This window comes from Moorena sp. SIO4A5, assembly GCF_010672005.1.
Lineage (GTDB): Bacteria > Cyanobacteriota > Cyanobacteriia > Cyanobacteriales > Coleofasciculaceae > Moorena.
In genome coordinates, this window is sequence record NZ_JAAHHZ010000120.1 from 1 (window position 1) to 18,295 (window position 18,295).

The 18,295-nt window shown below is 44.7% G+C and carries 15 protein-coding genes; 12 read left to right on the forward strand and 3 right to left on the reverse strand.

The window, feature by feature from the left end:
- The first annotated feature begins 11 nt into the window (after window positions 1-11).
- The 3 genes from F6K57_RS26845 to F6K57_RS26855 all read left to right on the forward strand — a co-directional run bounded on the left by F6K57_RS26845 (window position 12) and on the right by F6K57_RS26855 (window position 2,807).
- Entirely contained in the window at window positions 12-215 is a 204-nt protein-coding gene (locus F6K57_RS26845; RefSeq protein WP_008182203.1) for a type II toxin-antitoxin system HicB family antitoxin, read from the forward strand.
- Window positions 212-421 (forward strand): type II toxin-antitoxin system HicA family toxin, encoded by a 210-nt coding sequence (locus tag F6K57_RS26850; protein ID WP_293019333.1) that lies wholly within the window; start codon window positions 212-214, stop codon window positions 419-421. The genes F6K57_RS26845 and F6K57_RS26850 overlap by 4 nt, the downstream gene beginning before the upstream one ends.
- A gap of 289 nt (window positions 422-710) precedes the next feature.
- Window positions 711-2,807: a serine/threonine-protein kinase gene (locus F6K57_RS26855; RefSeq protein WP_293019331.1), complete on the forward strand. Its 2,097-nt coding sequence runs from the start codon at window positions 711-713 to the stop codon at window positions 2,805-2,807.
- Window positions 2,808-3,273: 466 nt separating this feature from the next.
- On the opposite strand, the gene F6K57_RS26860 is transcribed toward F6K57_RS26855, so the two are convergent.
- Window positions 3,274-4,230 carry an NAD-dependent epimerase/dehydratase family protein gene (locus tag F6K57_RS26860; protein WP_293071542.1) on the reverse strand — a complete coding sequence of 319 codons (957 nt, stop codon included), beginning with the start codon at window positions 4,228-4,230 and terminating at the stop codon, window positions 3,274-3,276.
- Between the two features lie 184 nt (window positions 4,231-4,414).
- Here F6K57_RS26860 and purD point away from each other — a divergent pair, with 184 nt between their 5' ends.
- On the forward strand, window positions 4,415-5,686 hold the full coding sequence (purD, locus tag F6K57_RS26865; RefSeq protein ID WP_293019326.1) for a phosphoribosylamine--glycine ligase: 1,272 nt from the start codon (window positions 4,415-4,417) through the stop codon (window positions 5,684-5,686).
- A 150-nt stretch (window positions 5,687-5,836) separates the two neighbouring features.
- Here the strand turns inward: purD and F6K57_RS26870 are convergent, their stop codons facing one another.
- The gene (locus F6K57_RS26870) at window positions 5,837-7,729 is read right to left on the reverse strand and encodes a bifunctional serine/threonine-protein kinase/formylglycine-generating enzyme family protein (protein ID WP_293019323.1); all 1,893 of its coding nucleotides are present in this window, start codon (window positions 7,727-7,729) and stop codon (window positions 5,837-5,839) included.
- 347 nt (window positions 7,730-8,076) lie between these two features.
- Between F6K57_RS26870 and nuoH the strand changes: the two genes are divergently transcribed.
- From nuoH to F6K57_RS26910, 8 genes are all read left to right on the forward strand, one after another.
- Window positions 8,077-9,195, forward strand: a complete 1,119-nt coding sequence (gene nuoH, locus F6K57_RS26875; RefSeq protein WP_293019321.1) for an NADH-quinone oxidoreductase subunit NuoH — start codon at window positions 8,077-8,079, stop codon at window positions 9,193-9,195.
- 190 nt (window positions 9,196-9,385) lie between these two features.
- Window positions 9,386-9,988 (forward strand): NAD(P)H-quinone oxidoreductase subunit I, encoded by a 603-nt coding sequence (gene ndhI / locus F6K57_RS26880; RefSeq protein WP_293045028.1) that lies wholly within the window; start codon window positions 9,386-9,388, stop codon window positions 9,986-9,988.
- A gap of 159 nt (window positions 9,989-10,147) precedes the next feature.
- The gene (locus tag F6K57_RS26885) at window positions 10,148-10,762 is read left to right on the forward strand and encodes an NADH-quinone oxidoreductase subunit J (RefSeq protein ID WP_293019320.1); all 615 of its coding nucleotides are present in this window, start codon (window positions 10,148-10,150) and stop codon (window positions 10,760-10,762) included.
- A 122-nt stretch (window positions 10,763-10,884) separates the two neighbouring features.
- Window positions 10,885-11,196, forward strand: a complete 312-nt coding sequence (gene nuoK / locus F6K57_RS26890) for an NADH-quinone oxidoreductase subunit NuoK (RefSeq protein ID WP_008185025.1) — start codon at window positions 10,885-10,887, stop codon at window positions 11,194-11,196.
- Window positions 11,197-11,493: 297 nt separating this feature from the next.
- Window positions 11,494-12,186 (forward strand): rhomboid family intramembrane serine protease, encoded by a 693-nt coding sequence (locus F6K57_RS26895; RefSeq protein WP_293071543.1) that lies wholly within the window; start codon window positions 11,494-11,496, stop codon window positions 12,184-12,186.
- Between the two features lie 407 nt (window positions 12,187-12,593).
- Window positions 12,594-14,000 carry a 3-isopropylmalate dehydratase large subunit gene (leuC, locus tag F6K57_RS26900; RefSeq protein WP_293071544.1) on the forward strand — a complete coding sequence of 469 codons (1,407 nt, stop codon included), beginning with the start codon at window positions 12,594-12,596 and terminating at the stop codon, window positions 13,998-14,000.
- Between the two features lie 11 nt (window positions 14,001-14,011).
- Entirely contained in the window at window positions 14,012-14,614 is a 603-nt protein-coding gene (leuD, locus tag F6K57_RS26905; RefSeq protein WP_293019315.1) for a 3-isopropylmalate dehydratase small subunit, read from the forward strand.
- Between the two features lie 227 nt (window positions 14,615-14,841).
- Complete coding sequence (locus F6K57_RS26910; RefSeq protein WP_293019313.1) at window positions 14,842-15,867, forward strand: N-acetylmuramoyl-L-alanine amidase-like domain-containing protein; 1,026 nt, start codon at window positions 14,842-14,844, stop codon at window positions 15,865-15,867.
- Window positions 15,868-16,050: 183 nt separating this feature from the next.
- Here F6K57_RS26910 and glyQ read toward each other — a convergent pair whose 3' ends face one another.
- Entirely contained in the window at window positions 16,051-16,929 is an 879-nt protein-coding gene (gene glyQ / locus F6K57_RS26915) for a glycine--tRNA ligase subunit alpha (protein WP_293019311.1), read from the reverse strand.
- Window positions 16,930-18,295: the final 1,366 nt, after the last annotated feature.

Sequence of the window (18,295 nt, forward strand, 5' to 3'; positions counted from 1 at the left end):
AGCAAACCCAAATGCAGATTAAGGTCGCAATACATCCAGCAGAAGAAGGTGGTTTTTGGGCAGAAGTACCCGCACTACCTGGCTGCATTACTGAGGGAGACACAATGGAAGAGGTTTTAGCAAATCTTCAAGATGCCATTGAAGGTTGGTTAGAAGTTGCCAGCAATTCCTATATTCCTGAACCAAACAGCAAAATTGTGGAAGTTACAGTATGAAATCTGTTTCTGGCAAAAAATTCTGTAAAATTGTTGAGAAAAAAGGATGGGTTTTGAGAAAAATTACAGGAAGCCATCATATTTATGAAAAGCCAGGAGCTCAAAAAATCCTATCCGTTCCAGTTCACAAAAATCAAGATTTGAAGAGAGGAACCCTAAAAGCATTGATGAAAATAGCAGAATTGGAAGAATCAGATCTCCAGTAACACCTCTGATCACAACCCCAACTTTTGCACCGCCAAGCGCTTCGTCTCCTCCCCCCGTCTATCATACTTGGCAGTGGTCACAGGAGACCCATGACCCGCCAACTTCTGAACCGTAACGATATCCACTCCCGCATCCAATAGATCACTACAAAACGTCCGAAGCTATGAGGTACAAAGGATTTTTTCCCTATTGCCTATTGCCTCTTGCCTATTGCCTCTTGCCTATTGCCTCTTGCCTATTGCCTCTTGCCTATTGCCTCTTGCCTTCCTAAAATTGTAGAAACCTACAATGTCTATTACCTGTATAGTATGCGGTCATATCAATACTGGCAGTAACAACTACTGCACTAGTTGTGGTGCGGCTCTTGAGTTTGAAGACACTGTTAGTTCATCAGCCTACCATTTGCCTGCTGGCACACTCCTAAGGCAGAGTCATTATCGGATAGAAAAAGTCCTAGGAGAAGGGGGATTTGGCATTACCTACCAAGGAATTTACCTACCTAACTCTGCCAAGGTTGCCATCAAAGAACTCTGGCCAGAAAAAGCAGCTAGGATTGGGAAAACCATTACTTGGCCCCCTTCTATTGCTCCGATTGACCGACAACGACAACTCCACAAATTTCAGTTAGAAGCCAGTTACTTACAAAAATGCCCCCACCCTAATATTGCTCAGGTTTATGATTGGTTTGAGGAGAATAATACTGCCTATTTAGTCATGGAGTTTATCTCTGGTAAGTCCTTATACAAAATCTTACAACAAGAAGGTGTTCTTTCGGAAGAGAAGCTCAAGGGCTATTTTATCCAAGTAGCAGAAGCGTTAAAAGTTGTTCACTCTAATCAACTATTACACAGAGATATTAAACCAGATAATATTCTAATTGATCACCAAGATCGAGCCGTATTGATTGATTTCGGTGCTACCAAAGAATTCATGGCCGGTCAAACCCGTGAAATGAGTGTAACCTTGTCACCAGGATACGCTCCTCTTGAGCAATACAGTTACCGGAGTAAGCGTTGGCCAGCTACGGACATCTATGCTCTATGTGCGTCAATGTATGAATTACTCACTGGTCAATTACCCGCTCAAGCTACGGAAAGGGCTGGATCAGAAACGTTAATTCCACCACGACAGTTAGCTGCTCAGATTACACCCCAAACTGAGCAGGTAATCTTAACTGGAATGAGAATGAAGGTAGAGGAGCGATTTCAGACAGCCGAGGAACTGATTGATGCCCTCAAAGGCAAGTTTGTTTCTCCCAGTCAAAGGAAAGCGTGGGGATTAGTTAAGCAAGGAAAGTTAGCAGAGGCGGTTCAAGCTTATCAACAGTGTCTAACTAATCAGCCCAACCATGGTGAAGCTGCGGTTGAACTAGCCCTAGTTCAGATCCATCTCAATGATGCTCAGGCTGAGGTAGCAGCACAAACAGCGATTCAACTACAACCAAATGATGGCAGGAGCTATGGGGTTTTAGGACTAGTCAACTGCCGTAAATCAAATTGGTCAACAGCGGTAAAACAGTTGCAAAAAGCAGCAGACTTAGCTCCCCAAGAGGTTTGGATACAAGCTAATCTAGCTTGGGCATGGGGAAAGCTTGGCAATTGGCAACAGGCAGAATCTGCTGTTTCCAAGGCACTGCAAATTGATAGTAACTGTACCTTTGCCCTAGGGTTACAAGCTTGGATTTATGTCAATCAACAGCAATGGAAACGAGCAATTCGTACTGCTACCCAGGCACTGTTCAAGTCAAAACAGGCTCAGTCTAGGGAATCCCAACAACTACAACAATGGATATATCCCTATTTAATCATTGCTTTGGAAAAGGCAGTTGTTACCAGACAGTCTAGGGACGTGGAGCGCCGGATTATAGAGTTTACCACTCAAGTCCCCGATAGTGCAGTTGCTTGGGGATTGAAAGGTTGGAAGCAAGCTGTGCAAGGGTTGTGGCCTGAGGCTCTTGCCAATTTTGAGCAAGCCAGCCAGAAAGCAGACGTTCCTAGCTGGGTATCCCTGAATCAAGGAATCACTCAGGAACACTTGCAGAATTCTCAGGGTGCTATCCAAACCTATCAAGCCTACATTCAGAAATTTCCATCTGATGCCTTTGCTTTATTCCGTCTAGGCACTTTACTAGGAAAAGTGGGACAATGGGCACAAGCACGCTCCTATCTGGAAAAAGCAGTGCAGTTAAAACCAGACTATGCTGAGGCTTACCACAACTTAGGTTGGGTTTTACTTAATATCAGAACTGTGGATGGTCAGGTTGAGAATTTTCGTCCCCTGTTGTCCGCCTATCGTCAAGCATCTGAGTTTTACCTGCAACAGTACCAATCGGAATTAGCTGGTGCAATTAGACAAGCCTTTCAAATAGCTGGGGTTGAGCTTTAGCTGAATTTCTGTAGCTTGAAGAACAATAGATAGCGTTTATCGCACTTATGATATAGTAGCGTTTATTGCATTTACGAGGTACGTTCTAAACCTCAAAGTCCCCCTTATTAAGGGGGACCAACGGGGGATCCATTTGTACCTCATGGGAGAGATAATTGCTATATCCCTCTTCTGTCACTTTCCGGTTTCTGCTATGATTAATAAATTCTAGAGCCAAGGTATACTCGGTGATATAGAGTGTTGCGATCGCATTTTGGTCAATTTCACACTCTCCAGAATTGCTACTCGGAAAAAATTACGCTATCGCTTGCCTGGCCTATACTCGGCAGACTCCGAAAAGGCAAGCCTTTTCGGAGAGTGACAGAACAGGGATATACACTATTCTTTGACTAGGGATCCCCCCTAACCCCCCTTAATAAGGGGGGGATATGATTCATGAAAATTGATAGATAAGATTAGATAATTTCTATACACGAGCGTAAAGAGTCTGTATCCATTCCCATTCTTGGGCTAAGCCTTGGGATAGGGATACCTGAGGTTGATAACTTAGCAAGGTTTTGGCCTTGGTAATGTCTGCTGCAGTGTGACGTGCATCTCCTTTGGCTTTTTCGATGTAGTTTTTCTTAATGGGATGTCCAACAATTTCTTCAATCGTGTCGAGAACATCCGCTAGCACCACTCGGCTACCACCACCAATGTTAAACACTTCCCCAACAGCAGCTGCTGTGGTACCTGCAGCCAGATTCGCGGCTATGATGTCTTTGATGAAGGTGAAGTCTCGGGTTTGCTTTCCGTCACCATATATGCTAATGGGTTCATCCGTGAGAATGGCTTTTAGGAATTTGTGAAATGCCATGTCTGGGCGCTGCCTCGGTCCATATACGGTGAAATAGCGTAAGGCAGTAACGGGTACACCAAAGTTATGGTAATACAGTAAGCATAGGTGTTCTGCTGCTAGCTTGGTTACCCCATAGGGGGAAACCGGTTGGGGAAGAATTGTTTCAGATGTCGGTAGGGCTTCCGCATTACCATAAACTGAAGAGCTGGAAGCGTAGACTAATCGGGTCAGATGTTTGGCATCTTTGGCGGCTTCCAGTAGGATTTGGGTAGCATTAATATTGCGCTCGGTATAATCCCGAAAACCATCCCCCCAACTGGCACGCACTCCAGCTTGTGCTGCCTGATGATAGACTACCTCTACATCGGTTAGAAGCGATCGCCAATCAAGGGTCTGAATATCACTTTCGATTAACTCAAAAGCGGGATGCTCTTTAAAATTTTCAATATTCCGGCGCTTGAGGTTGGGATCGTAGTAATCGTTAAATTGATCAATACCAATCACTCGCTCACCTTGATTCAAAAGGGTTTCTACTAGGTGAGAACCGACAAAACCCGCAGCACCCGTAACGATATTAAGAGCCATAAATTTAAGATTTCAAACTATTGCCTAAGCTTTAGTTAGACTAGTTGATATGTAGATGTATATTAAATCTAGTCTGGCATACTATTTTAAATAGTTACAAATTTTTTTTTGGTAAAAATGGATTCAATACTTTGGTAAGCTCATAGAATAAGATAGACTATTCACCACAGAGTGTACAAAAAACGTGAAGATTTTGGTAATCGGCAATGGGGGAAGGGAGTACGCCCTTGCTTGGAAGCTACTGCAATCTCAAAGTATTCAGCAGGTCATATGTGTTCCTGGTAATGGTGGCACCGCTACACTAAGAGGTTGCCAAAATCTTTTATTAAACGTTCAAGATTTTGAAGCAATTGCTGAGTTTGCTCTGGTTAACGATATATCTCTAGTGGTGGTTGGTCCAGAACTGCCACTGTCATTAGGTATTACAGACTATCTCCAAAGTAAAGATATCCCTGTGTTTGGTCCCACCCAGGAGGGAGCACAAATTGAGTCGAGTAAGTCTTGGGCAAAGGATTTGATGCAGTCGGCTGGTGTTCCTACCCCAAGTTTTGCTGTGTTTACGGAACCAGAACCAGCATTGGCTTATGTCAAAACCCAGGTAGCACCAATTGTGGTTAAAGCGGATGGCTTAGCAGCCGGTAAGGGAGTAACTGTTGCGGCTACGATAGACGAAGCCGAAACGGCTGTGGAGTCACTCTTTCAGAATGGGTTTGAGACGGTGGTCATTGAAGAGTGTGTCACCGGTCAAGAAGTTTCGGTTTTGGCTGTTACGGATGGCTTGACGGTTCGTCCCTTAGTACCAGCTCAAGACCATAAGCGAATTGGGGAAGGGGATACCGGTCCGAATACCGGAGGGATGGGAGCTTATGCTCCTGCACCGATTATTACCCCAGAGCTAAGCATACGGATTGAAAAGGAAATTCTTAATCCTACCCTTGAAGCTTTAAAGGTCAGAGGAATTGATTATCGAGGGGTTCTCTATGCAGGATTGATGATTACTCCAGAAGGAAACCCAACGGTTCTGGAATTTAATTGTCGCTTTGGGGATCCAGAAACTCAAGCTATCCTACCCTTGCTAGAAACTCCCCTAGATCAGGTGCTTCTGGCTTGTACCCAACAGCGACTGGCGGAATTACCAACTATTACCTGGAAACAAGGGGCTGCGGCTTGTGTGATTGCTGCCTCGAAAGGGTATCCGGGAGCTTACGAAAAGGGTAAGGTAATTACTGGTATTGAACAAGCTGAACAACATGGAGCAATAGTTTGCAGTGCTGGTACTACCCTGAAACAGAAGGAGCTAGTTACCAGTGGTGGTCGGGTTTTGGGGGTTACCGGCACCGGTAAAACAATAGCGCAAGCTTTATCAGTTGCTTATAGCGCTATGGATTGTATCCAGTTTGAAGGGATGTATTACCGTCGGGATATTGGTTATCGGGTTTTGCAGGATGAAGGCTGACTTGTATTGGTTGATTGTATGGGTTTTATTGATGCGATTAGCCCGAAGGGCTACGCTACGCGAACGCATTCGTAAGTTCTTGCTCCCATTGAGACCAGCAACAGGAGACCAGCAACAATCCCTCAACGGCTATTAATCATGGTCAACCCATTAAGGAATACTAATATCGCACACCACCCGAAAACCAATGTTGGCTTCGATATTGTCTGCCGGGATATAGCTGAAGCGGCAAGCCGAGCGGCATATCCCAGGAATGATATCCCAGGAACCACCGCGCAGAAGCCGGGAATGATGATCATACTCATTGATACTACTTAGCCAAGCACTACCATCAACGGGAGCGCTTAGGTAGTTTGGGTACCAATGGTCAGCACACCACTCCCAAACATTCCCATGCATGTCATACAAACCAAAGGAATTGGCTACACCAAAGCTACCTACACGAGTAGTTTGTTTTCGATATACCCCTTCTGGCTCAGAGCTGTATGTACAGTTGCCATCGTAATTGGCCACATTGGTAGTAATGGTTTCACCGAAGTGGAATGGCGTACTGGTACCAGCTCGACAGGCATATTCCCATTCCGCCTCACTCGGAAGCCGATAGTTTCGTCCAGTCAGCCTAGATAGTATAGCACAAAATTTCATCGCCTCATACCAAGATACCTTTTCCACTGGCAGAGTATCGCCTTTGAACTTAGAGGGCTGGGGGTTTAGGGAAGGGGAGACTTGGAATAAGGTTGCTACAGCCCGCCACTGGGCCTGGGTAACCGCAAACTTTCCCATGAAGAAGGGAGAGACTCTGACCCAATGCTGTGGACTTTCATCGTCGCTATGTCCCTTCTCAGTTTCTGGTGAACCCATGAGGAATCTTCCCCCAGGGATGTACACCATATCTAGCCCTACACCATTGCCTAAGTCTTCTGTGAAATATTGGGCTTGGTGACGGCGGCGCTTTTTAATTTCACTGTATTTATCTAGAGTTACCACATCGAAGTCAAAAGATTTTAGGGTGACTCCCTCGACTGCTGAGGGGTCGGAATTTTGGAATTGGTTAAAAAATCCAGCTACAGCTATTCCTAAACTGCCAAACCCCCCCACTTGACTTGATTGCGGTCTATTAACAGTAGAATCATCTGGTTTCTGGGATCGCCGTGGAGGATTAAGTTCGGAGTTGATTGCTTGTAACTTTTCCCAAAGAACCTGAGTATCCTTAGGACGTTGATAAACTCGCACCATCAAACTATCAAGAAAATCCGCTAACTCCGAAGAAATCTGTGGTGCATGGGATCGCCACATCAAGATATCATTGCCAGCATCATACAAATCTGAGGGTTCTTGCCCTGTCAGCAAATAAACAAATGTCCGTCCTAGAGCGTAGAAATCCGACTGGGGTACCGCTTGACCATGGATTTGTTCTAGGGGAGTATACCCAGGGGAAATCATACTGGTAACATTCCCAGCAGATTGTTTGAACATATAAGTGTCGGTAACTTGGCGCACTGTGCCAAAATCAATTAATACTAGTTGTCCATCTGGACGCAGGATAATATTAGAAGGTTTGATATCGCGATGGAAAAAGTTTTCCTGATGAACTGCTTGGAGAATATCAACGATTTGAAATAACCAATCCAAGGCTAATTTTTCATCAATGGGGCGATTTCCTCGCTTTTTTTGATACTCCTCTAAATTAAGCCCAGAGATTTTTTCCATGATCAAACAGTATAGGGGGGTTTGGTGGTTTCTGGGAAAGAAGGTGAAATTTTCCTCTCCTTTAGGAATACCTGGGTGATTGAGCTGAGTCAGAACTCTGGCTTCTTGCTCAAAAAGTTCCACAGCTTTCGGTTCATCGTTAATCAAAATTTTGAGAACCTTGGCAATTCCCTTGTGAGTCACCTCATAGATTCGTCCAAAGCCACCTTCTCCGAGTAACCGGCTGACCCGATAACGTCCCGCCAGCAATAACTCAGAACCGCAGCTTGAGCAGAATAGGTCCGTATCAGGGTTACCAGGCTGAGGACACTCAGGATTTATGCACAGGCTCATTGGGGTCAAAGATGGGTCGATCTACTTGAAAGTTTAGCTTTAAGTTTGTGAATTACAAGTGTGAAGTAGAAATGTGTTCGCGTAGCGTGGCCTAAGCGGTATCAATACAGCGCGATCGCACTCCCATCCAATTGGTGATGAACCCTATATATAAAAACAATAGCGATAGAGCTATCCTAGCAATGCTTTAGGTCTAGGATAGACAAGGAGTGATTGGGTGATGGGGAGAAATTAAGCTGTCAAGTATATACTAGACACTGAAGTTCTCAAAAAATCTTAATAAAGAAACTTCTAGCCACTGATACCAGCGGTATCGATGGTCTCAATCATAACGTTTATCGGAAAACATGAATCAAGGAATTGACCTCCAAAGCCGTTTTATTCAATCGCTGAGTGATCTAGGCATCCCCGCTGGTGCAGCCAAAGCCATTTGGATGCCATTACCCCTATTTCTGATGATTACCGTTGCCACCGTAGGGGTTTTGGTAGTGGTTTGGTTAGAACGAAAAATTTCTGCTGCTGCTCAACAGCGCATTGGTCCAGAATACGCTGGACCTCTAGGGGTACTCCAGCCTGTAGCAGATGGAATCAAACTCGTCTTCAAAGAAGATGTTATTCCAGCCAAATCGGACTCTTTATTATTCACCCTCGGACCAATCCTGGTTGTGCTGCCGGTATTTATCTCCTACCTGATTGTACCGTTTGGACAGAACTTGGTAATTACCAATGTCGGCACAGGCATATTCCTGTGGATTGCCCTGTCGAGCATTCAGCCGATTGGTCTGTTAATGTCTGGCTACGCCTCTAATAATAAGTATTCCTTACTCGGAGGCTTAAGAGCTGCAGCTCAGTCTATCAGTTACGAGATTCCTCTAGCATTAGCGGTGCTAGCTGTTGTCATGATGTCCAACAGCCTCAGCACCATTGACATCGTTGATCAGCAATCGGGATACGGCATTCTAGGTTGGAATGTCTGGCGTCAACCAGTGGGTTTCCTAATTTTTTGGATTTCGGCCTTGGCAGAATGCGAGCGACTCCCCTTTGACTTACCCGAAGCAGAAGAAGAACTGGTAGCTGGGTATCAGACAGAATACGCCGGGATGAAATTTGGTTTGTTCTATGTCGGTTCCTACGTCAATCTCGTGTTGTCAGCCTTGCTAGTAGCAGTGCTCTATCTGGGTGGGTGGGAATTCCCCATTCCTCTGGATAAGCTTGCGGGCTGGCTAGGGGTGAGTGAAACCAGTTCCTGGTTGCAGGTGATTACTGCCTCTTTAGGGATTACCATGACCCTGCTCAAGGCTTACTTCCTGATCTTTACAGCTATTCTGTTACGCTGGACACTGCCTCGGGTTCGGATTGACCAATTGCTTAACTTAGGCTGGAAGTTTCTACTACCAGTAGCTTTGGTAAATCTTCTATTAACTGCTGCTCTTAAATTGGCATTTCCAATTGCCTTTGGTGGTTAGTTATTAGTTATATCAAGTCCGTTTAATTTATAATTTTTGAGTAAAAAAAACAGGATAAATCCATACTCATAAGTATTAAAACGGACAGGATATAATTAGTAAAAAGTCCATAATTGAGAATTCATAAATCAGTACCACAATACTCAGCAATACAATCAAGACAAGAGAGAGACACTAAACTATTATTATGCTGAAGTTCCTCAAACAGGTTGGCGACTACGCTAAAGAAACTGTGCAGGCTGCTCGCTACATTGGTCAAGGGATATCGGTGACTTTTGATCACATGCAACGGCGTCCCATTACAGTACAATACCCTTACGAAAAACTAATCCCCTCTGAGCGCTATCGCGGTCGGATTCATTTTGAATTTGATAAGTGTATTTCCTGCGAAGTCTGTGTGCGGGTTTGTCCGATTAACTTGCCAGTGGTAGATTACGAGTTTGATAAAGCTACTAAGAAAAAAAATCTCAAGCACTACAGTATAGATTTCGGAGTTTGTATTTTCTGTGCTAACTGCATTGAATACTGCCCCACTAACTGTCTATCAGCGACGGAAGAGTATGAAATTTCTACCTACGACCGTCATGAGTTGAACTATGATAATGTAGCCCTGGGACGCCTCCCCTATAAAGTTACCCAAGACCCGATGGTAACTCCTCTACGGGAATTGGCTTATCTACCGAAGGGGGTTATGGATCCTCATGATTTGCCAGCAGGTTCTAAACGGGCTGGTATGCGCCCAGAGGAAATTCTCGAGCAAATGGAATCAAAGGAAGAAGACGTTAAGAGTTAGTTGTTAGTCATTGGTCTTTTCAAGGTTTAAGATTAACGGTTAACGGTTAAAAGTTGAAGGTTTAAGGTTAACTATCAAATAGTTAACTAGTGACTGTGACCAATGACTTATCACTAACAACGATTAGGCAAAAATAAATCACGAGGAGATAAGTTAAGCATGAATCTAGCGGAAGGGGTTCAGTTAATTTCTGTTGCCATACTATCGGTGATCATGATTGGGGCGGCTTTAGGGGTTGTCCTTCTTTCCAACATTGTATACTCAGCGTTTTTACTGGCTGGTGTTTTCATCGGTATTTCTGGATTGTATATTCTGCTAAATGCTGACTTTGTAGCAGCAGCACAGATATTAATCTATGTTGGGGCGGTCAATGTCCTAATTTTATTTGCCATCATGTTGGTGAATAAGCGAGAGGATTTTCAACCAATGACTAAGCGCTGGGTGCGCACTGGATCCACTGCTATAGTGTGTATTGGTTTGTTTGCGCTTCTGAGTACAATGGTTTTGGTAACGCCATGGTCCGTCGAAACTGAGCCAGCTATGGTTGTTACTAATACTGCTGTGGAGATTGGTCAGCATTTTTTCAGTGACTTTTTATTGCCGTTTGAGCTAGCTTCTGTACTTTTGTTAATGGCAATGGTAGGGGCAATTATCATAGCTCGTCGGGATTATATTCCTGAGGAATTGGTTTCTAGAGATCAGGAAATTGCTACAGCTTTGACCTTGCCTGAGCGTCCTCGGGAACTTGCTTCTGTGCCAGGGGATTCTAAATAAGACAACAGTTTAGTATTTGTTAGTGTTTGGTTGACGGTTGACAGTCAACGCTCAATGGTAAACAACCAACCACTAATTACCCATTGAAAAACTACTCTTCCCTACATAAAACATCATAATTTATGGAACTTCAACTCCAATACTTTTTACTACTTGCTGCTGCTTTGTTCTGCATCGGTATTTATGGTCTAGTAACTAGCCGCAATGCCGTGCGAGTGCTGATGTCTATTGAACTAATGCTGAATGCGGTCAACCTTAATTTAATGGGGTTTTCTAATTTTATGGACTCAGCCGGGATTAAGGGTCAAGTGTTTACCGTGTTTGTAATTACGGTAGCAGCTGCAGAAGCAGCGGTAGGTTTAGCTATTGTGCTGTCGATATATCGTAATCGGGATACGGTGGATATGGAACAATTTAATCTGCTGAAGTGGTAGATTCACCAAAAGCTAAATAGAATATGGCGTTGCTCAATTGTGGCATGATTGAGGGTAACTGGTAACTGGTAACTGGTAACTGGTAACTGACACTGATTTAGGGGGGCTTGGGTAGATTCCTACTCCCTACTCCGTTCGCGTTTGGCCGTAGGCAAGTAAGCGCAGCTTACGGCCTTAGCTCCCTACTCCCTAAGCTCGACTCCTAGTAAGTACCTCAACTAATTGAAATTAATTGAGAACTGCTATCAAAGATGCAAGTCTGGTGTTAATATTTCGGTGAACTCATAGAAACTACTTATGGTACCCCTAAGAGACGAAAACCCAATCACAATCACGCCATATATTACTATACTTCTGATTGCTATCAATATTTTAGTCTTTATCTATGAACTTAGCTTAAATCAACTAGAACTCGACACGTTTTTTAGGCTTTATGCTGTGGTACCTAAGGAGTTAACTGCCAGCTTCGAGGGTTTTCCTGTGGGCCAGCCTGTGCCAGAACCCTTGACTCTGATCACATCCCAATTTCTCCATGCTGGCTTTCTTCATGTTGGCTCCAATATGTTATTTTTGTGGATTTTTGGTAACAACATTGAAGAAAAACTTGGGGGGATAAGGTTCTTAATTTTTTATCTCACTTGTGGGGCTTTAGCCGCGTTAGCCCAATGGTTTTTTTCAGCTCTATCTCCTATCCCTGCTTTAGGAGCTAGTGGAGCAATTGCTGGAGTGATGGGTGCCTATATTCTCAGGTTTCCTAATGCTAAAATCCTGACTCTAGTGCCCCTATTTTTCATATTTTTCGTAGCTAGGATACCAGCTGTATTTTATCTAGGGTTTTGGTTTCTACAGCAAGCGTTTAATGGCATAGCTAGTCTGGGAGCCCAGGCTCAAGTGGGAATGGAGGGGGGAGGAATTGCTTACTGGGCTCATGCTGGTGGATTTGTGTTCGGAGCTATCCTTGGTCCAATTTTAGGTTTATTTGATGATTAGTCATTGGTGGGGAGGCGTAAGCATTCAGCGGTCAGCAGTCAGCAGTCAGCAGTCAGCGGTCAGCGGTCAGCAGTCAGCAGTCAGCTTTCCGTAACACAGATTAAACAAATGCTTACCGGTTTTATTCACTGGTTTTATTCAAAAGCTGTTATCGTAGGTTGCCCATAGCCCATAAGCTAAATGCTGATCGCTAATGGCACCTCAAGTACCGTGGCACAGGCCACAAGCGCTGTGATGTAGCCCATAAGCTGATAGCTGATAGCTGAATACTTATGGGGACGCTGTTAATTTTTTTACCAAGATTGTCAAATATGTGTTGAAAATAACATATTTTAGAATAAAATGTAGAATCTGGGGATAAAATACATTACCCCTGTCTTGGATTCCAGGTAAGAAGCCTTTTCTAAATGAGCGCGAGAACACTGTTTGACAAAGTTTGGGATTTACATAGTGTTGGCACGTTGCCTTCGGGTCAGACTCAACTATTTATTGGTTTACACTTAATTCATGAGGTTACTAGTCCCCAAGCCTTTGCGATGCTGCGGGAACGGGGATTGAAGGTGCTGTTTCCGGAACGAACTGTGGCAACGGTAGACCATATTGTTCCGACGGAAAACCAAGGTCGTCCGTTTGCTGATGTCTTGGCAGAGGAGATGATGCAAGCGTTGGAAAACAGTAGTAAGGAGTTTGGGATTCGATTTTATAATATCGGCTCTGGGAATCAGGGCATTGTCCATGTGATTGCTCCGGAACAGGGATTGACTCAGCCAGGCATGACGGTGGCTTGCGGGGATTCCCATACTTCGACTCATGGTGCGTTTGGTGCGATCGCATTTGGAATTGGTACCTCTCAAGTGCGTGATGTCTTAGCTTCCCAAACCTTGGCATTGTCTAAGCTTAAGGTTCGCAAAATTGAGGTGAATGGTAGTTTACCCCCAGGGGTTTACCCGAAAGATGTGATCTTACACATCATCCGTAAGTTGGGGGTCAAAGGTGGCGTTGGCTATGCCTATGAATATGCTGGTACTACCTTTGAGCAGATGTCGATGGAAGGACGGATGACTGTGTGTAATATGTCCATCGAGGGGGGCGCTCGGTGTGGCTATATTAACCCGGATCAGGTAACCTTTGACTATCTTAAGGGGAAAGATTTTGCTCCCAAGGACGCAGATTGGGATCAGGCCGTGGCTTGGTGGAACAGTATCCGGTCCGATGATGATGCCGTGTATGATGATGTGGTTAAATTTGAAGCGGCAGACATTGCGCCTACAGTGACCTGGGGAATTACACCAGGTCAAGGAATTGCGGTTAATGAAACTATTCCGATACCGGAGAGTTTGCCAGAAACGGAAAGAGCGATCGCACAACAAGCCTATGAGTACATGCAGCTAACTCCAGGCACAGAGATTCAAGGCACAAAGGTGGATGTCTGTTTTATCGGTAGCTGCACCAATGGTAGACTGACTGACCTGCGAGAAGCCGCGAAATTTGCTCAAGGTCATCATGTGGCTGAGGGAGTCAAAGCCTTTGTGGTTCCAGGTTCGGAACGGGTCAAGCAAGAAGCGGAAGCAGAAGGACTCGATCAAGTCTTTGTGGAGGCTGGCTTTGAGTGGCGAGAGCCCGGATGCTCAATGTGTTTGGCAATGAATCCGGACAAACTCCAAGGGAGTCAGATTAGTGCTTCCTCTTCTAACCGTAATTTTAAAGGTCGTCAGGGGTCTTCCACAGGACGGACATTATTGATGAGTCCAGCAATGGTTGTAGCCGCAGCGGTTAAAGGGGCAGTGGCTGATGTTCGGGAGTTGATGGTATAGGAGCAGGTCTGATGAGTAGTGAAGTAAAGATGATTACCGGAACAGGAATTCCTGTAGTAGGGAATGATATCGACACCGACCGGATTATCCCAGCTCGATTTTTGCGCTGTGTGACCTTTGATGGTCTCGGACAACAGGTTTTTGTTGATGACCGCGCTCAAGCTAACGGACAACATCCCTTTGACCAACCCCAGTATCAAGGTGCAACAGTTTTAGTAGTAAATGGGAACTTTGGCTGTGGGTCTTCACGGGAACATGCCCCTCAAGCGATCGCGAGATGGGGGATTCAAGGAATTGTCGGAGAGAGTTTTGCCGAAATCTTTTTTGGTAACTGCTTGGCGATGGGGCTTCCCTGTGTGACCGCTGATTCGGAAACCGTGAAGCAATTACAGACAAGCCTCCATGAGAATCCTGAAATCCCGATGACCTTGGATTTGGAAGAGATGCAAGTCTATTGTGGTGAGTTGCAGGCTTCTGTGTTTATGGAGGATGGACCAAGAAACATGCTGCTGACTGGAACTTGGGATACTTGTGGACAACTGGTTGCTCAAGTAGAAGCGATTCGGGCGACAACCGCTAGGTTGCCTTATATGGATTGGGGAGTTGTTTCTTAAGCAAAGGGAACAGGGAATAGGGAACAGGGAACAGGCAGTAGGGAGTATGGAATATGGCATCAAAAATTATCACAATTCATCTAGGATTCCTATAGAAACAATAATTAGCGTTTTTGACATTACCCAAAATCCTTCTATGTCTTGATGCAGCGCTAGTTGATTAACTCTTGCCTGTTGCCTGTTGCCTTTGCTTTAAATAGATTGGGTTAAAGGTTTTAGGTTGAATAATGAAAGAAAGCTTGAGGCTAGCTGCGGTTTTGTATATACTCACGTGTTGTGTGGCTTCTGGTTTAGAATCTCAAGCTACTGTTGAGTCCGAATCTGGTCAACTAGGCGATAAACGATTAATTACTAGCAAATTAATTACTAGCACTATATCCGAATCATTAAAGGATAGGGCTGAGTCACTGATGATAGCCCAATTTCCCCCACCAGAAATTAGTGACCCAGCCGAGAAAAAGCGTTTCGAGCAGGTGATGGAGTATGCGATCGCAAACCACTTGTCTGAGCGTCCGCTCCCAGAGATCATGCAAGCGATCGCACAGCAATTTCTGGGCGCAAGCTACAAAGCTCACTTATTAGACCAATCCAGCCAAGAAACCCTAGTTATCACTCTCAATGAATTTGACTGCGTCCTGTTTGTCGAAACAATTCTAGCCCTAGCGCGAGGGATAGCCCTAAAAGATTATTCTCAGCAGACCTTTGTCAATCACCTTCGTGACCAGCGTTATGGGAATGGTAATCTAAATGGCTATTGCAGCCGATTACACTATTTCTCTCAATGGATTGATGACAATCAGAGAAGGGGCACAGTTAAAAACATAGCGCTAAAGTTAGGAGGAGTATCCCGCCAGAAAACCCTCAACTACATGAGTAAACACAGGGGTAAGTACCCATCTTTGGCCAGGGATGAGGCCAATTACCAGTGTATTGTAGCCATGGAAGCTAATCTCAAGCAGACAACTATTAATTTCATTCCCCATGATCAGATTAGGAAAGCCTACAATCAACTGCAACCAGGGGATATCATTGGCATTGCTACTACTATTCCTGGTATAGATGTCACCCACACTGGCTTAGTCTATCGTACTGCTGAGGGGAATATGGGTTTTATTCATGCATCACCTGCTGGTAGAGTCACCATTGCCCGTGATTTACAACGGTATGCCAGACATGTTAGACATTCCCTCGGGATTGTAGTGGCTCGACCCATTAATCCAGCAATTCCAAGCACTGACAATATCCTCCATTAACAAGCGTCGAGAAAACCAGAACTTACCCAGTAAATCTACCTTTAGCTTGCCTTAATAACTCACCCTACTACCTATATTTGATGCCCATTTTTGCGTAAGTCCTGGCGAATAGGCTCTCAGTCGTGATTACTGGTAGGAATACCTTGCTGCTACCGATTGGGTCAGGCTCTTTGTGTAGTAGATTCAAGCTATAGTCTGTTTATTCAGCGGGAACCCTAACATCTCCCGTTGTTCCAAATAGAGTTGAGCCACTCGCCTTGCTAGATTGCGAATTCTACCGATATAACGAGTGCGCTCAGTCACTGAAATCACACCCCTAGCGTCCAGTAAGTTGAAAGTGTGAGAACACTTCAGAACGTAGTCTAGTGTAGGCATAACGAGTCCTCGTGTGCTTAGTTGTTCTGCCTCTTGCTCATAAAGACCAAATAGCGTGAACAGTAAATCTGGGTTAGAGGATTCAAAATTATAAGTACATTGTTCAACTTCTCCCTGAAGGTGAACATCTCCATAGCTAATTTGGTCATTCCACTGGATTTTAGTAAAGGCCTCTACTTCCTGGAGATACATAGCTAATCGTTCCAAACCATAGGTGATCTCAATGGGTACAGGACGACAATCAATGCCACCACACTGTTGGAAGTAGGTAAATTGGGTAATTTCCATGCCATCTAACCAGACTTCCCAGCCAACTCCCCAAGCCCCCAGGGTAGGAGATTCCCAATTGTCTTCAACAAAGCGAATGTCATGGTCTTCAGGGCAAATACCTAAAGCTTTGAGGGAATCTAGGTAAATGTCTTGAATATTATTCAGTGACGGCTTGATCAGTACTTGGTATTGGTAGTAGTGCTGGTAGCGATTCGGGTTTTCGCCGTAGCGTCCATCGGTGGGTCTTCGGCATGGTTCAACATAAGCAACTGACCAGGGTTCTGGACCAATAGCTCTCAAGAATGTATGAGGACTCATGGTCCCTGCTCCTTTCTCGGTATCGTAGGACTGGGCAATCAAGCAACCATGTTTTGCCCAGAATTGATTCAATGTTGCAATTACTGATTGAAAATTCACTTACACCTCCAGTGTTTGTTGACACTCCCCGTCTTGAAAGAACGGGGATTCTTAGATCAACGAGCTGCCTTAAACCACTACGTTTCAATCTTTGACGCCGTCAAAAATTGAGCAATACCTAAACCAAAAACCCGTCAAGACAAAGACTTCAGTTTAGTTCATAGTAGACCCAGCGGGCAATTCTCCTTAAGCGTTTGGCTACTTATTAGGAGTGCATGTGCATAGTCTGTTTCCTCCCTTTTCACCCGGTTCCGGTGTGCCCCACCGTACCATGTTTTTTTTTAAAGTGTGATTCTGCTAGGTTTACACACCGATTGTTAGTCGATAGTTGGGTTTTTAAGGAGGACTTTCCCTACCCTCCGAGCATTACTACTTTCAGGTCGGTAAGTTACGGGTCTCTCTCCCGGCTCAGCCTGCGGTTTCTCAGCCTGTACTCATTTTTCCAGTTTATCTACTCCTACTTGATGTATCAAGTACTTTAGACATCTCCAAAAATTAACCTCAAACCCTTGTAAGGTCTGGCTCAAGCCGATTTTATGGAGATGTCTTTTTGAGAAATTACAATGACTGCGACGCTTTCTCGCTACTCACTTTCATCCCCGGTCTTTAGACGCGGGGCTTTCAGTGTTGGGTTTTATAGTAAACGCACCTTGTAAGCCCCGTGGAAACCACGCCAGTTGCTAATGGGTTAAACCCTATAATAAACCCATGTTTTCCCTAACAGCACCCTGCATCCCTATAGTTTATTCTGGCGCACATGCCTTGTCAGAGCGAGGTTAGTAAGTTGTTCAACAATGGATTTCATGGTGGCAGTGCAAAGGGCTCTTCATTAATGTTGCCTCTGAATGGGAACAGCCACTACTTACCGATTAATCCTGGACAGTTACCGTAAATCCAGGTTAATTTCCCGTTTCACTCAGGAGCATCGGAGCTGTTATCCCAATACGCACTTACAGCCACGATCGACAGACAAGCCCGTCACCAGGTATGTATCTAAAGATATACAGGAATTACCCAAATAATTCTCCCGACTCCCAGGGCGTGCGCTTATACTCGTCTAATTAAATTGGTCACGGGTCGCAGCGCTCCCGACTCCCGACTCCCGACCCAAATCTAAAGAACCCACCCCTGTGACCTGAGAGCTTCCCCCTCTTCCCCTGATCAGAACCTGGGAAACGGATTGAAAAATTTTTTAATCCCACAACCCTTGCCATATCTAGGCTTCAAGGATTTATCCCAAAAAAAGTTTCGGGTTTAGGTTGACAAACGCTTTTTTACCCTTTACATTAGTAAATGGCGATGAGGAAAGCCAAGCGCACCGCACCGCCCCGAACCAAGAAAAATCTATAGTTTGAGAGCCAATATA